The 14,668-nt window shown below is 65.1% G+C and carries 10 protein-coding genes and 2 pseudogenes; 5 read left to right on the forward strand and 7 right to left on the reverse strand.

The window, feature by feature from the left end; translation table 11 throughout:
* Positions 1-376, forward strand: a pseudogene (locus DM373_RS29095) (PAAR domain-containing protein); the annotation flags it as partial.
* A gap of 1,089 nt (positions 377-1,465) precedes the next feature.
* On the opposite strand, the pseudogene DM373_RS29275 reads toward DM373_RS29095, so the two are convergent.
* From DM373_RS29275 to DM373_RS20285, 7 genes and pseudogenes are all read right to left on the reverse strand, one after another.
* Positions 1,466-1,567: pseudogene (locus DM373_RS29275) on the reverse strand (hypothetical protein); the annotation flags it as partial.
* Between the two features lie 466 nt (positions 1,568-2,033).
* Positions 2,034-3,656 carry a BatD family protein gene (locus DM373_RS20260; RefSeq protein ID WP_110995259.1) on the reverse strand — a complete coding sequence of 541 codons (1,623 nt, stop codon included), beginning with the start codon at positions 3,654-3,656 and terminating at the stop codon, positions 2,034-2,036.
* On the reverse strand, positions 3,653-5,371 hold the full coding sequence (locus tag DM373_RS20265; protein ID WP_110995260.1) for a VWA domain-containing protein: 1,719 nt from the start codon (positions 5,369-5,371) through the stop codon (positions 3,653-3,655). The genes DM373_RS20260 and DM373_RS20265 overlap by 4 nt, the downstream gene beginning before the upstream one ends.
* The gene (locus tag DM373_RS20270; protein WP_110995261.1) at positions 5,368-6,444 is read right to left on the reverse strand and encodes a vWA domain-containing protein; all 1,077 of its coding nucleotides are present in this window, start codon (positions 6,442-6,444) and stop codon (positions 5,368-5,370) included. Before DM373_RS20270 ends, DM373_RS20265 begins: the two co-directional genes overlap by 4 nt.
* Complete coding sequence (locus DM373_RS20275) at positions 6,437-6,931, reverse strand: DUF4381 domain-containing protein (protein WP_110995262.1); 495 nt, start codon at positions 6,929-6,931, stop codon at positions 6,437-6,439. Before DM373_RS20275 ends, DM373_RS20270 begins: the two co-directional genes overlap by 8 nt.
* Positions 6,928-7,872, reverse strand: coding sequence for a DUF58 domain-containing protein (locus tag DM373_RS20280; protein WP_110995263.1), 945 nt, complete (start codon positions 7,870-7,872; stop codon positions 6,928-6,930). Before DM373_RS20280 ends, DM373_RS20275 begins: the two co-directional genes overlap by 4 nt.
* Positions 7,873-7,876: 4 nt before the next feature.
* Positions 7,877-8,836 (reverse strand): AAA family ATPase, encoded by a 960-nt coding sequence (locus tag DM373_RS20285; protein ID WP_110995264.1) that lies wholly within the window; start codon positions 8,834-8,836, stop codon positions 7,877-7,879.
* Between the two features lie 631 nt (positions 8,837-9,467).
* On the opposite strand from DM373_RS20285, the gene flhA reads away from it, so the two are divergent.
* From flhA to fliA, 4 genes are all read left to right on the forward strand, one after another.
* On the forward strand, positions 9,468-11,597 hold the full coding sequence (gene flhA, locus DM373_RS20290; protein ID WP_110995265.1) for a flagellar biosynthesis protein FlhA: 2,130 nt from the start codon (positions 9,468-9,470) through the stop codon (positions 11,595-11,597).
* Positions 11,598-11,608: 11 nt separating this feature from the next.
* The gene (gene flhF, locus DM373_RS20295; RefSeq protein ID WP_110995266.1) at positions 11,609-12,919 is read left to right on the forward strand and encodes a flagellar biosynthesis GTPase FlhF; all 1,311 of its coding nucleotides are present in this window, start codon (positions 11,609-11,611) and stop codon (positions 12,917-12,919) included.
* Positions 12,920-13,033: 114 nt separating this feature from the next.
* Positions 13,034-13,867 carry a flagellar synthesis regulator FleN gene (gene fleN, locus DM373_RS20300; RefSeq protein ID WP_008093270.1) on the forward strand — a complete coding sequence of 278 codons (834 nt, stop codon included), beginning with the start codon at positions 13,034-13,036 and terminating at the stop codon, positions 13,865-13,867.
* A complete protein-coding gene (gene fliA, locus DM373_RS20305; RefSeq protein ID WP_110995267.1) occupies positions 13,864-14,604 on the forward strand; it encodes an RNA polymerase sigma factor FliA in 741 nt (246 codons plus the stop codon). The genes fleN and fliA overlap by 4 nt, the downstream gene beginning before the upstream one ends.
* Positions 14,605-14,668 lie beyond the last annotated feature (64 nt).

A 14,668-nucleotide genomic window follows, 5' to 3' on the forward strand; every position in this document is an offset into this window, starting at 1 on the left:
CTCTGGGTATGCGACGCACCTGGATGAGGTGGCGAAGATGACCAAGTACCTGAAGTACGGCGGGCATGTGGCGGTGGGGGTGGGGGCGACTTCGTCGTACATGAAGATCTACGAGGCGTGCCGGGCGGGGGAGACCGAAGAGTGCAAACGGATTCGGTTCACTGAGACAGGTAGCTTTGCTGGAGGGTTGGCCGGAGGAACAGCTGGCGCTTTGGCCGGGCAGTCGGCAATCAAGTACGTTTGCTACTTCGGCCCGTGGGGGCGAGCAGTCTGCGGAATAGCAACAGTTGGGGCAGGTTCTTTTGCAGGCAGTTCGTTCTTGGGGCAAGCCGCTGAGTATGTTGGAGAGACAATTTACGAGACATTCTATGATTGATCTGAGTGATTGGCCGGCAGGTGTGAAAATCGCAGTATTGATTACACCCTTTTTAACTGGGCTCACAGGCATAGGAATCAGTGCGCATATCGCTTCCTCGAGGCACTTTGATTTGATGTGTGAAGCGCTTCAGAGAAGTAAATGTTTGCATGATGAGTTGAGGCGAGGAGGGGGGGTTACATTAAAGCTCCGATTGATGACGGTGGGCGCTATTGCGGGAGTGCTAATCTGGCCAGAGTTATCGATTAGGCGGGGTGATCTGGATTCGGAGGACTATCAAAACTTTCCTTCCTATCTCAAGAGGCGTATAAGAGCCGCTATTGTCTGTGTCTATGTTTCTTTGGCTTGGGCAGCCGTCATTGAACTATTTGTTGAGCTGAAACGGACATAATAGTTGCGGGGTCAATCATCTCGGCTATTAATGGAGGTTGTGGTGATGCGGTCACCGTCGAGGACTTGGCCTTTGCGGTAGATCACGATGCGATAGACCATAGCGATCACCTGCGGCAATGACCTTGAAGCGGTTGCTGGTCATGCGGGCTTTCCTTGTGCGCAGAAAACGCCGAACGCTAGCAGCTCGATGGGGGTTATTTATAATGCTGAATATGATTGATGTCAGTGGGGCTCTGTTGTTGTAAAGTTGCTGTTGCTGGTGACTCCATTTCTTTTGTTGATTGTCGGGCTCATCGTTAATTCATATATTGCGGGCTCACGCCACTTTTACGTCATGTGTCGCGGCTTTGGGCGCAGCAGTGGTCTGCAGGATGAGCTTGTTCTTTGGGGGCGACGAGGTTGCGGTCTCGGATGTTGATCGTTAGTGCTATGAGCCTTGCTGCGGTTTGGCCATCACACGGGTTCCGCCGTGGATGGTTGGACGCTAACGACTGGCAAAATTTCCCTGAGTATTTGAAATGCTGCATGAAAGTGAGTAGCTATTGTTTATTTATAGGGCTGGGAATGCTTTTTCTCTTGGTGTCATTTGTGAGGGTTGTACCTTGAGAAAGTGATAATTCAGGTAAGGCTTTGATGCCTTGCAGTAGTCTGTGGTTTGAGCTTGGGGTAGCACGAGGACCTGCGTCGGGGGATCTCTTGGCCGAGTAGCCAGTCGAGGTAGCAGGCATGTTCGAAGTCGCGTTCCTGGCCATGCAGGCTCTGGCCAAGGTGCCAGTCGGAGGTGTGAAACAGACGCATGGAAGATCCGTTGGATGAGCGGCAGGGGGGCATTTGGGTGAGGGCGGTATGGTAACCCATCGGGGGGGGGGGATTGGAGCCAGGGGTGTGGTGCTGAGGTTGGATCGGGGTTTTGGCCGTGATGTGGTCGGCGAAAGAGTTGTGGCGCCTACAAGATCGAGCGCCGCCCGCGCGGCGCTTCGCGGCACAAGGCCGCTCCTACATCTGTTTCGGGCCAATTATGCCTGTGAGGGTACCGCTGTCCGCCTTGGCGCATGCCTTGAGTCATGCGGCGCGGCAGCAATGCACACGCTGAAACCGTGTCGTGCCAACAAGGCGGACCAGGTAATGGCACAGGAGAGACTGGCCCGAAACAGATGTAGGAGCGGCCTTGTGCCGCGAAGCGCCGCGCGGGCGGCGCTCGATCTCAAGGGCGCTGCAAGGCTGTCGCCAGGCACTTGGCCGCCCTCACGCGATAGACCCACGGCTACTTCGGATACAACGGCGGCAAGCTCCCCGCCTCACCCGCCGGCGCCAGCACCTGCTCGGCCCGGGGAATATCGCCGATCGCCCGCCACAGCTCATCCCCATGCCAATACTGGCCACTCTCGCTGTAAAGCGCCCCATTCAAACCATCCAGCGCATCGGACAACGGCACGAACCGCGCCGCCATCTCGGCCAGGGTCTCCGGCTGTTGCCGCGCCCAGGCGTCGAGCGCCTGGCGGGTGGCCTGGGGGTCGTTGGCCTGGCAGGCGCGCTTGAGGTCGTCGAGCAGCGTGCGCGGGCTCGGGCCGGTCTGCGCGGCGCGCAGCACCGCCGGCTGCGAGCGGGCGCGCCACCACAGGGTGAAACCGAGCAGGGTGGTCAGGGCCAGGATCAGCGTGGCCAGCTGCCAGGGCCACAACAGGTGGCTGGTGTTGCTGTCGCCGACCGGGGTGTCGGCGCTTAGCGCCGGGTTGTCCTGCACGCTGAGGGTGCGCGCCGGCAGGCTGGTCTGTTGCAGATGGTCCTCGAGGGTGTTCCACCAGGTCACCTCCAGCGCCGGCAGGGCCAGCTCGCCACTGTGGGTGGGCACCAGCGCCTCGCGCTCTTCGCGGTTGGCGACCATGCCGCGTTCGCTGATCTCGTTGCGCAGCAGCGGTTGGTCCGGGTAGCGGCGCAGGCCGACTGCCTCGGTGGCCGGCAGCGGCGGCAACTGGGTGCTCGACAGCCCGTCGGCGCGCAGGGTGACATTGCGCGTCAGCGAGTCGCCTATCTGGGTTGGTTGGTTGGCCGGGTCGGGGTACCAGTGCTCTTCCAGGGTCAGGTTGCGTGCCGGCAGCCAAGGGCGGTCTTTCGGATAATTGGCGGGGATTGGCTTGACGATCAGGCGCAACGGCAGCGAGCTGACCTGTACCTGGCGGCCGACCCGAGGGCTGCCGGCCGCTTGCGTGCCGTTGTCGGCAGCGGTGGCGGTGAACTGCAGCGGTGGGATTTCGAGCTCGCCACTTTGCTGTGGGTAGAGCGCGTAGCGGGTTTCGATCACCCCGTGGCGCACGCCGTTGATGTCTTTCTCATAGGTACGCGACTCACCCAGCGGGTCGACCTTGGCGTTGTCCAGTTGCAGTGGGCTGAGGCTGCTGTCGTCGTACAGCGCCACCGAATGATAGATGCGCAGGGTGAGCACGGCCTGGGCCTGCACATACACCTCGTTGCTGTCCAGGGTGGTCTCGACGAACACCTGGGAGGCGACGTCCGGGCGCTGGCTGTCGGCCTGCTGCACTTGCAGGTCGATGGCCTGGCTGTGGGACTGCCCCAGTTGCAGTTCGGGGATGCGCAGGCTGCCGCTGCGCCGCGGCAGCAGGGTGATGATCCAGCGGGTGCTGGCGCGGGTTTCGCCGTCGAGGCTGTGCAGGCTGTTGAGCTGGCGCGTGCCGCGCACCTCGAAGTCGGCGTCGAGGGCATGCAGGTCGGGTTTGCCGAACTGGGTCACGTCCTGGCTCTCGAGGGTGAGCTCCAGGGTTTCGCCGGCTTCAAGGCGCGTGCGGTCGACGCTGGCCTTAAGGGTGAGCTCTGCCTGGGCCGCCAAGGTCCACAGCAGGGTAAAAATCAAGACGCCGAGGCGACTCATCGTGAGGTTTCCTGATGCAATTGCTGTTCATACCAGAATTTGCGCCGCAACAGCTCCGCCGGGTTGTCGGGGATCTCGCGCAGCCATTGTTCCAGGGCCTGGCGCTGTTCGGCGTCGAGGCTGGTGGAGACCGGCCGCTGCGGCGGCTGGGTGACACTGTCATCATCACCCCCGGCAGTGCCGGGCGCTGCCTGGCTGGTGTTGCCGTTGGCGTTTTCGGCGGACTGCTCTGGCTGGGCCTGCTCATCGGCACCAGGGGTTCCCTGGGCACTGGATGAACTGCTGTTGCCTTCGTTGTCGGTGCCGGGTGTGTCCTGGGCATCGGCATTGGCCGGCGGTTCCTCGGCCTTGGCCTCGCGCTGTTGCAGCAGTTGCTGGACCAGTGCCTGGTTGTCCAGCGCCGGTTTCAGGTCGGGCTGGCGCTCCAGCGCCTGTTCGTAGGCGTCCAGCGCCGCTTCCAATTCGCCGGCGCGGGCCAGGGCATTGCCTCGATTGTAGTGGGCGGCGGCGTCGCTGCCTTGGGCAAAGGCGGCGGCGGCGCCCGCGAAGTCGCCGGCCTGGTACAGCGCCATGCCGCGCCATTGCGGGTCTTGGAAGTGGCGTGCGGCCGCCGCCGGTTGCTGACGCTCGAGCAACTGCTGGCCCTGTTGGTCTGGCCTCAACCACAGGTCGTTGAACTCCAAGGCCTGGCTCGGTTGCGGCAGCGCCAGCAGCAGCGGCAGGCAGAACAGCCAGCCGCGTCGCCCGGCGCAGGCGGCCAGCAGCAGCAGGGGCAGCAACAGCCAGTAACCCTGGTCGGCCCAGCTGTCCAGTTGCACGGTCTGGCCGTCGTTGCGCAGCAGGCGCGGGTTGTCGAACAGGCCCAGGCCGCGCAGGTCGAGGTCGTCGATACGGGCGTGGCGGTAGCGCCCGCCGGTGCCATTGATGAAACTCTTGAGCGCGGCGCTGTCCAGGCGCGGCAGCAGGATGCCGCCCTGGTCGTCCTTGAGGTACTCGCCGTTGGCCTGGCGCACGGGCGCGCCTTCGTTGCTGCCGATGCCCAGCATCAACAGGCTTGGGCCCTGGCGGCCCAGGGCCTGGGTGATGCCGTCGCGCTCCTGTTCGCTCAGGGCCGAGCCGATCAGCAGCAGGCGGCCCTGGCCAAGGCCGCTCTGGGCCAGCAGCGAGAGGCCTTTTTGCACGGCCAGGTCGGCGCGCTGGCCGGGCTGCGGCATGATCGACGGGTCGATCGATTCGAGCAGGTTGCGCGTGGTGCCCAGGTCGTCGGACAGCGGCACCAGGGTGTGCGCGGAGCCGGCGTAGACCACCAGCGCGGTCTGGCTGTCGCGACGGTGTTCGAGCAGGTCGAGGATCTTGCGCCGGGCCTGCTCCAGGCGGTTGGGCGGGGTGTCTTCGGCGAGCATCTGCGGGGTGAGCTCGAGCAGGATCACCAGCGGGTCGGCGGGGCGCTGGCGGGTTTCCTCAAGGCGCTGCCAGCTTGGCCCGAGCAGGGCCAGCACCACCAGCAGCCAGGCCAGGCCCAGGGCGACCCAGGGCAGTTTGCTGGTGCTGCCGCTGCCGCCGCCGAGCAGCACGGCGTGGAACTGCTGGGGCAGGATCAGCTGCCAGCGCCCGGCACGCTTGCGCCGGTGCCAGAGCTTGAACAGCAGCCAGCCGAGCAGGGGCACTACCAGCAGCCAGAGTGGGCGCAGCCATTGCGGCCAGAGTTCGATCATCGCCGCCTCCTCAGGCGCAGGCGTTTGAGGCGCTGGCGCCATTCGGGGTGCGGCTGCAGAAAGCGTGGTTTGCGCAGCAGGCGTTGCAACAGGTTGTCCGGCCACTGCACGGCCACCACCAGCAGCACGCTGAGCAGCAGCGCCAGGGCCAGCGGCCAGGCGTAAAGCTCGCTGACGGTGCGGGCCTGGGTGGGTTGCTGGGCCACCGGCTCCAGCTGGTCGAGGGTGTCGCCGATGGCGTTGAGTTCTGCGCCGTCATGGGCACGGAAGTAGCTGCCGTGGGTGATGTCGGCAATCTCCTTGAGCGAGGCTTCGTCCAGGTCCAGGCTCGGGTTCAGCCCGAGCAGGCCGGGGGTGCCGCTGGCCTCGGGGTTGGCGCCGATGCCGATGGTATAGATGCGCACGCCTTCCTGGGCCGCCAGGCGGGCGGCGGTCAGCGGGTGGATCTGCCCGCCGTTGTTGGCGCCGTCGGTGATCAGCACCAGCACCCGGCTTTGTGCCGGGCGCTGGCGCAGGCGCTTGACCGCCAGGCCGATGGCGTCGCCGACGGCGGTGTTCTTGCCGGCGATGCCGATCTGCGCTTCGTCGAGGAAGGTGCGCACGGTACGCCGGTCGAAGGTCAGCGGGGCCTGCAGGTAGGCCTGGCTGCCGAACAGGATCAGCCCGACCCGGTCGCCCTGGCGGTCCTGGAGGAAGTCGCCCATCAAGGCCTTGACCAGGTCCAGCCGGCTGATTTCCTCGCCTTGCCACTGCATGTCGGGGAAGTCCATGGAGCCGGACACATCCACCGCCACCAGCAGGTCGCGGCCGCTGGCCGACACCGGCACCGGGTCGCCCAGCCATTGCGGGCGGGCGGCGGCCAGCAGCAACAGCAACCAGATCAGGATGAACGGCGCCTGTTGGCGCCAGGTCGGCAGGTTAAGCCGTGCGCGGCGCCCGGCCAGGCCTTCGAGCTCGTCGAGGAAGCCGACCTTGAGCACCGGCTCGCCACTGTCGGCGGCGGGCAGCAGCAGGCGCGCCAGCCAGGGCAGCGGGAACAGCGCCAGGAGCCACGGCCAGGCCAGTTCAAACATGCTTGCGAATCCAGGTTTCGACCGCCTGGGCGAGCCCGGCGATGGCTTTGTCGTCGAGCTTGCACTCGGGCTTGTAGGCGCCTTCGACCAGCACCATCCAGCGCGTCAGGCCGGCGGCCGGGCAGCGGTTGTCGAGGAAGGCCAGCCATTGCCGGCCGTTGAGGGTATGGCTGTTGGCGCCGGGGTAGTGGTTGCGGCACAGGCGTTTGAGCAGGGCGTTGATCTGTTGCAGCCAGGCACCGGCCGGCACGCCGTCGTAGGGGCGCGGCAGGCGCGCCAGCTCCGCCAGCGCTTCGACGCGCACCGGGTCCAGTGGCAGTTCGGCACGCACCACCTTGCGCTTGCCCGGGCGCCAGCGGCGCAGGCGCCAGGCACCCCAGCCCAGCAACGGCAGCAGGGCCAGCAGCAGCCACCAGCCCGGCGCCGGCGGCCAGAGGCCGATCGGCGCCGGGGCGATCAGTGGCTGCAGCTGATCCAGCGGGCTCATTGGCGGCTCCCGGAGCGCTGGGCATTCAGGTATTCGCGCAGTTGCTCGATCATTTCGCTCTGGGTGCTTAGAGGCATCAGCACCACCCGCAGTTTTTGCGCCAGCAACTCCCAGCGCTCGATGCGTGCTTCGGCCTGCTGGCGATAAGCCTGGCGCAGGTTGGCGTCGAGGGTGTCGAGTTCCAGTTGCGCACCGCGCTGGGCGAAGCGCAACAGGCCGGCGGCGGGCAGGGCGTGGTCCAGCGGGTCGCTGACCGGCAACAGCAGCACATCGCAATGGCGCGAGAGCATCGCCAGGTGTTGCTCGACGCTGGCGCTGAGGGCGCGTTCGTCGCAGATGACGATGGCCAGGCTGCCCGGGCGCAGTACCTCGCGCGCCCGGCGCAGGGCCAGGCCCAGGCTGTCGGCCTGGGGCAGGGCTTCGGTATGCAGGGCCTGGTTGACCTTGGCCAGGCGGTTGAGCAACTGCAGCAGGCTTTGTTTGCTGCGCCGTGGCTTGATCTCCAGGTGCTCGTTGTCACCGAACACCAGCCCGCCGATTCGGTCGTTGTGGCCCAGGGCGGCCCAGCCGAACAGGGCCGCGGCCTGGGCCGCCAGCACCGACTTGAACATCAGCCCCGAGCCGAAAAACAGGCGCTGGCTCTGTTCGACCATGATGAAGATCGGCCGCTCGCGCTCCTCATGGAACAGCTTGGTGTGCGGCTCCTGGGTGCGCGCGGTGACGCGCCAGTCGATGTTGCGCACATCGTCGCCGGCCTGGTAGACCCGCACCTGGTCGAAGTCCACCCCGCGTCCGCGCAGCTTGGAGTGGTGCAGGCCCACCAGCGGGCTGCGTTGCCCGGGCCGCGAGAACAGCTGGATCTCGCGCACGCGGTGGCGCATGTCGATCAGGTCGGCGAGGCCGATGCGGATGCCGGAGTCGGCCAGCGAGCGGGTGGGCATGGGTTCAGGCGACGGCGACGACGTCGAGGATGCGCTGCACCACGCGGTCCTGGTCGACCCCCGCGGCCTCAGCCTCGAACGACAGGATGATGCGGTGGCGCAGCACGTCGAACAGCACCGCCTGGATGTCCTCGGGGCTGACGAAGTCGCGCCCGGCCAGCCAGGCGTGGGCGCGTGCGCAGCGGTCCAGGGCGATCGAGCCGCGCGGGCTCGCGCCATAGGCGATCCAGTCGGCCAGTTCGCTGTCGAACTTGGCCGGGGTGCGCGTGGCCATCACCAGTTGCACCAGGTATTCCTCCACGGCGTCGGCCATGTACAGGCCGAGGATTTCCTTGCGTGCGGCGAAGATGGCCTGCTGGCTGACCCGCCGTTCGGGCTTCACCTCGCCGCCCAGCGCTTCGCCGCGGGCCTGCTGAAGGATGCGCCGTTCGACCGCGGCATCGGGGAAGCCGATCTTCACGTGCATCAGGAAACGGTCGAGCTGGGCTTCGGGTAGCGGGTAGGTGCCTTCCTGCTCGATCGGGTTCTGCGTGGCCATCACCAGGAACAGCGGCGACAGTTCGTAGGTGCTGCGCCCGACGCTGACCTGGCGCTCGGCCATGGCTTCGAGCAGCGCCGACTGGACCTTGGCCGGGGCCCGGTTGATTTCGTCGGCCAGCACCAGGTTGTGGAAGATCGGCCCCTGCTGGAACACGAAGCTGCCGGTTTCCGGGCGGTAGATTTCGGTGCCGGTGATGTCGGCGGGGAGCAGGTCGGGGGTGAACTGGATGCGATGGAACTCGGCTTCGATGCCTTCGGCGAGCTCTTTGATGGCCTTGGTCTTGGCCAGGCCCGGGGCCCCTTCCACCAGCATGTGGCCGTCGGCCAGCAGCACGATCAGCAGGCGCTCGACCAGTTTTTCCTGGCCGAGGATCTGGGAGGAGAGAAAGGTGCGCAGCGCGTTCAGCGCCTCACGGTGTTCCATCGTCGACGGTTCCTGGGAATGGGCCTGGGGTGCGCTGGGGCGCGGTTGCCGGGCGGGGGGATACTTTAATCTATCCGGGGGTGCGGGGCCTAATGGGCGGGGGTAAAAATCTTGAAAAGATGGGGGCTGTGAGGCCTGTCGGGGATTGCGTCGGGGGCAGCGGGTGTTCGCCTTGGTTTTTGGGTTGGGGCACAAATCGAGCGCCGCCCGCGCGGCGCATCGCGGGACAAGCCCGCTCCCACATCTGTTTCGGGCCAATTATTCCTGTGGAAGTACCAGCGCCTGCCTTGGTGCATGCCTTGAGTCATGTGGGGCGGCGGTAACGCCCACCGTAGTGCCGCGTCATACCAACAAGGCGGACCAGGTAATGGCACAGGAGAGACTGGCCCGAAACAGATGTGGGAGCGGGCTTGTCCCGCAATGCGCCGCGCGGGCGGCGCTCGATTTCACAGGCGCAGAACTTGTTAAGGCGAACACCTCGCAGGTTCGCCGGTACCAACTCTGGGAACGACCCTGAAGAGCCTGTGCCATCAAACACTTCTCCATCCTTCCCCCAAAGTTGGAAAGCTTCTTGCAAAGGCAGCGCCAGGCGCCACCCAGGCGTCAAAGTTTTGCTTCAAGAGGACTCGCGGTGGATCGCACTCAGTTAATCAGCAACGCGCGCAACAATCTGGCCGGTCTCGGCCGGGGCAACCTCGGCGTGCCGCTGTTACTGCTGGTGATGTTGGCAATGATGATGTTGCCGATACCGCCGTTCCTGCTCGACGTGTTCTTCACCTTCAACATCGCCCTGTCGATCGTGGTCCTGCTGGTGTGCGTCTATGCCCTGCGCCCGCTCGACTTCGCCGCCTTCCCGACCATCCTGCTGGTGGCCACGCTGTTGCGCCTGGCGCTGAACGTCGCGTCCACCCGGGTGGTCATGCTGCATGGCCAGGAAGGGCATGGTGCCGCGGGCAAGGTGATCCAGGCGTTCGGTGAAGTGGTGATCGGCGGCAACTACGTCGTCGGTGCGGTGGTGTTCGCCATCCTCATGATCATCAACTTCGTGGTGGTGACCAAGGGCGCCGGGCGTATCTCCGAGGTGAGCGCGCGTTTCACCCTTGACGCCATGCCGGGCAAGCAGATGGCCATCGACGCCGACCTCAATGCCGGCCTGATCGACCAGGCCCAGGCCAAGGCGCGCCGTAGCGAAGTGGCCCAGGAGGCCGAGTTCTACGGTTCGATGGACGGTGCCAGCAAGTTCGTCCGTGGCGACGCCATCGCCGGCCTGCTGATCCTGTTCATCAACCTCATCGGCGGCATGCTGATCGGCATGCTGCAGCACGGCATGACCTTCAGCGATGCCGGCAAGGTCTACGCGCTGCTGACCATCGGTGACGGTTTGGTGGCGCAATTGCCATCACTGCTGCTGTCGACCGCTGCTGCGATCATGGTGACCCGTGCTTCGGGCTCCGAGGACATGGGCAAGCTGATCAATCGGCAGATGTTCGACTCGCCCAAGGCCCTGGCGGTTTCCGGCGCGCTGATGATCGTCATGGGCCTGGTGCCGGGCATGCCGCACATGGCCTTCCTCAGCCTGGGCGGGGTGGCCGCTGGCGCTGCCTACCTGGTGTGGAAGAAGCAGCAGAAGGCCAAGGCCCTGGCCCTGGAAGAGATTCAGCGCCAGCAGGACCTGCTGCCATCGCCGCAGCGTGCCATGGACACCAAGGAACTGGGCTGGGATGACGTGACCCCCATCGACATGATCGGCCTGGAGGTGGGTTACCGCCTGATTCCGCTGGTCGATCGCAACCAGGGTGGCCAATTGCTGGCGCGGATCAAGGGCGTGCGCAAGAAGCTGTCCCAGGACCTGGGCTTCCTCATGCCCACCGTGCACATTCGCGACAACCTCGACCTGCAGCCCAGTGCCTATCGCCTGACGCTGATGGGGGTGATCCTGGCGGAGGCCGAGATCTACCCGGACCGTGAACTGGCGATCAACCCCGGCCAGGTGTTCGGCACGCTCAACGGTATCGCCTCGCGCGACCCGGCGTTCGGCCTGGAGGCGGTGTGGATCGATGTGGGCCAGCGCGCTCAGGCGCAGTCGCTGGGTTACACGGTGGTGGATGCCAGTACCGTGGTTGCCACCCACCTCAACCAGATCCTGCAGAAGCACTGCCATGAGCTGATCGGCCATGAAGAAGTCCAGCAGTTGCTGCAGGTGCTGGCCAAAGCGTCGCCGAAACTGGCCGAGGAGCTGGTGCCGGGTGTCATTTCCTTGTCGGGCCTGCTCAAGGTTTTGCAGGCGTTGCTTTCCGAGCAGGTGCCGGTACGCGACATCCGCAGCATTGCCGAGGCCATCGCAAACAACGCAGTGAAGAGTCAAGATACCGCCGCGCTGGTGGCGGTGGTGCGGGTCGGGTTGTCCCGCGCTATCGTTCAAAGCATTGTCGGCGTTGAGTCCGAGCTGCCTGTGATCACCCTGGAGCCAAGATTGGAACAGATCTTGCTCAATAGTTTGCAAAGGGCCGGGCAAGGTCAGGAAGACGGTGTTCTTCTTGAGCCGAGCATGGCCGAAAAGCTTCAGCGCTCGTTGATCGAGGCGGCCCAGCGTCAGGAAATGCAGGGCCAGCCGGCCATCCTCCTGGTGGCGGGCCCGATCCGCGCCATGCTGTCGCGTTTTGGCCGCCTGGCTGTACCGAATTTGCATGTTTTGGCGTATCAGGAAATACCTGACAACAAGCAAGTCACCATTGTTGCCACCGTGGGCCCCAACGGCTGAGGTAGTGGGTTATGCAAGTTAAGCGTTTTTTCGCCGCCGATATGCGTCAGGCCATGAAGCTGGTTCGTGATGAGCTTGGCTCCGATGCCGCCATCATCGGCAACCGGCGCATCGCTGGCGGTGTCGAGTTGACGGCCGCGCTGGACTACAAGCTGTCCGCCCTGGCCCCACGGGTGCCGAATGCCGAACTCGAGGACGAGTTGCGCAAGACCCAGTCGCGCATCGTCACCGCCCAGGCTGAAATCAGCGGGCGCAGCGAAATCGGCGAGGGCAACCGGCAGTTGTTCGCCGGCCAGTCGCTGACCGCCTCCGAACCACTGGTCGAACCGCATGTCGACGCGCCGGCGGCGCCTGCCGCACCGGCTGCCGCGCCGGTCGACCCGCGCCTGTTCGACGCCATGCGCTCGGAACTCACCGGCCTGCGCGAGCTGCTCGAAGTGCAGCTCGGTTCGCTGGCCTGGAGCCAGCTGCAGGGCAACAAGCCACAACAGGCCAACCTCTGGCGCCGTCTGCAGCGCCTGGGCTTGTCGGGTGGGCTGGCCCGGGAACTGCTGGAGTTGACCGCCGAAATCGAAGAGCCGCGCCACGCCTGGCGCATGGTCCTGGCGCACCTGGCGCGGATGATCGACGTGCCCGAGGTCGAGCCGATCGAGGAGGGTGGGGTGATCGCCATGGTCGGCCCGGCCGGCATGGGCAAGACCACTACCCTGGCAAAGCTGGCCGCACGCTATGTGCTCAAGTACGGCGCGAACAATATCGCCCTGGTGAGCATGGACAGCTTCCGCATCGGCGCCCAGGAACAGCTGAAAACCCTGGGGCGCATCCTCAATGTGCCGGTTACCTACGTCGACCCGGGCGAGTCCCTGGCCCAGGCGCTCGAGCCGCTGCTGCGCAAGCGCGTGGTGCTGATCGATACCGCCGGCCTGCAGGCCAGCGACCCGGCGCTGCGCATGCAACTGGAGACGTTGGCCGGGCGCGGCATCGCCTCGAAGAACTATCTGGTCCTGGCCACCACCAGCCAGAAACAGGTGCTCACCGCCGCCTACCACAGCTACAAGCGCTGCGGCCTGGCCGGTTGCATCCTGACCAAGCTCGATGAAACGGCTTGCCTCGGTGAAGTGCTGAGCCTGGCCATCGGTCACGAATTGCCGATTGCCTACCTGACCGACGGGCCACGCATTCCGGATGACCTGCAATTGCCGCGCAAACACCAGTTGGTGAGCCGCGCGGTGAGCGTACAGATGCAGGACGAGCCCAGCGAGGAGGCCATGGCCGACATGTTCGCTGATCTCTACCACAACCCCGGCAAGCGGGCGGGGTGAGGGTGAACACTGTGCAAAGTACCTACATCATGGGGTTGCCCGGCCTGGCCGTGGCGCTGAGCATCAAGCCCCTCATGTGGCCTGGGTCCAAGCAAGACAAGGTAAACAACAGACATGGGTAGCATGCATCCCGTACAGGTGATCGCCGTCACCGGTGGCAAAGGTGGCGTCGGCAAGACCAACGTTTCAGTGAACCTGTCCCTGGCGCTGGCCGAGCTCGGCCGCCGGGTCATGCTGCTCGACGCCGACCTGGGCCTGGCCAATGTCGACGTGCTGCTGGGCCTGACGCCCAAGCGCACCCTGGCCGACGTCATCGAAGGCCGTTGCGAGCTGCGCGACGTGCTGCTGCAGGGCCCGGGTGGGGTACGCATCGTGCCGGCCGCCTCGGGCACCCAGAGCATGGTGCACCTGGCGCCGGCCCAGCACGCCGGCCTGATCCAGGCGTTCAGCGAAATCGGCGACAACCTCGATGTGCTGGTGATCGACACCGCCGCCGGTATCGGCGAGTCGGTGGTCAGCTTCGTGCGCGCGGCGCAAGAGGTGCTGCTGGTGGTCTGCGACGAACCTACCTCGATCACCGATGCCTACGCCTTGATCAAGCTGCTCAATCGCGACTACGGCATGAACCGTTTCCGCGTGCTGGCCAACATGGCGCAGAGCCCGCAGGAAGGGCGCAACCTGTTCGCCAAGTTGACCAAGGTCACGGATCGCTTCCTCGACGTCGCCCTACAATACGTCGGCGCGGTGCCTTACGACGAATGTGTGCGCAAGGCGGTGCAGAAGCAGCGGGCGGTCTATGAGGCCTTCCCACGGTCCAAGTGTGCGCTGGCCTTCAAGGCCATCGCGCAGAAGGTCGACAGCTGGCCGCTGCCAGCCAACCCGCGCGGGCACCTGGAGTTTTTCGTCGAGCGTCTGGTGCAGCCCACCAGCGCGGGGCCAGTGCTATGAGTGCGAGCGGCTTCAAGATGTACAGCAAGGCGTCGAAGGACGCCCAGTACGAACTGGTCGAGCGCTACGCGCCGCTGGTCAAGCGCATCGCCTACCACCTGCTGGCGCGCCTGCCGGCCAACGTGCAGGTCGAGGACCTGATCCAGGCCGGCATGATCGGCCTGCTGGAAGTCGCCAACAAGTACGACGCCAGCAAGGGCGCCAGCTTCGAGACCTACGCCGGCATCCGCATCCGCGGCGCCATGCTCGACGAGGTGCGCAAGGGGGATTGGGCGCCACGTTCGGTGCACCGCAATACGCGCATGGTCAGTGATGCAATGCGCTCGGTTGAAGCAAGAACCGGTCGCGACGCTAAAGATCACGAGGTTGCTGCCGAACTCCAATTGAGTCTCGATGATTACTACGGGATTCTGAACGACACCTTGGGCAGCCGCCTGTTCAGTTTTGACGACCTGTTGCAGGACGGTGAACACGAAGGTTTGCACGAGGACGGGGCCAGCGGCCAGCTGGAGCCATCGCGTGACCTGGAAGACGAGCGCTTCCAGCGCGCCCTGGCCGAGGCGATCGCCAACCTGCCGGAGCGTGAGCGCCTGGTGCTCGCGCTGTACTACGACGAAGAGCTGAACCTCAAGGAAATCGGTGAGGTGCTGGGGGTCAGCGAATCGCGTGTCAGCCAGTTGCATAGCCAGTGCGCGGCGCGTTTGCGCGGCCGCCTGGGGGAATGGCGGGCACGTTGAGCCCGGGTTCGATGCAGTCGTTTTTTGCACTACCGAATTGATTGACTGCGCGCTCGGCGCCGAG

Source organism: Pseudomonas sichuanensis (assembly GCF_003231305.1).
GTDB lineage: Bacteria > Pseudomonadota > Gammaproteobacteria > Pseudomonadales > Pseudomonadaceae > Aquipseudomonas > Aquipseudomonas sichuanensis.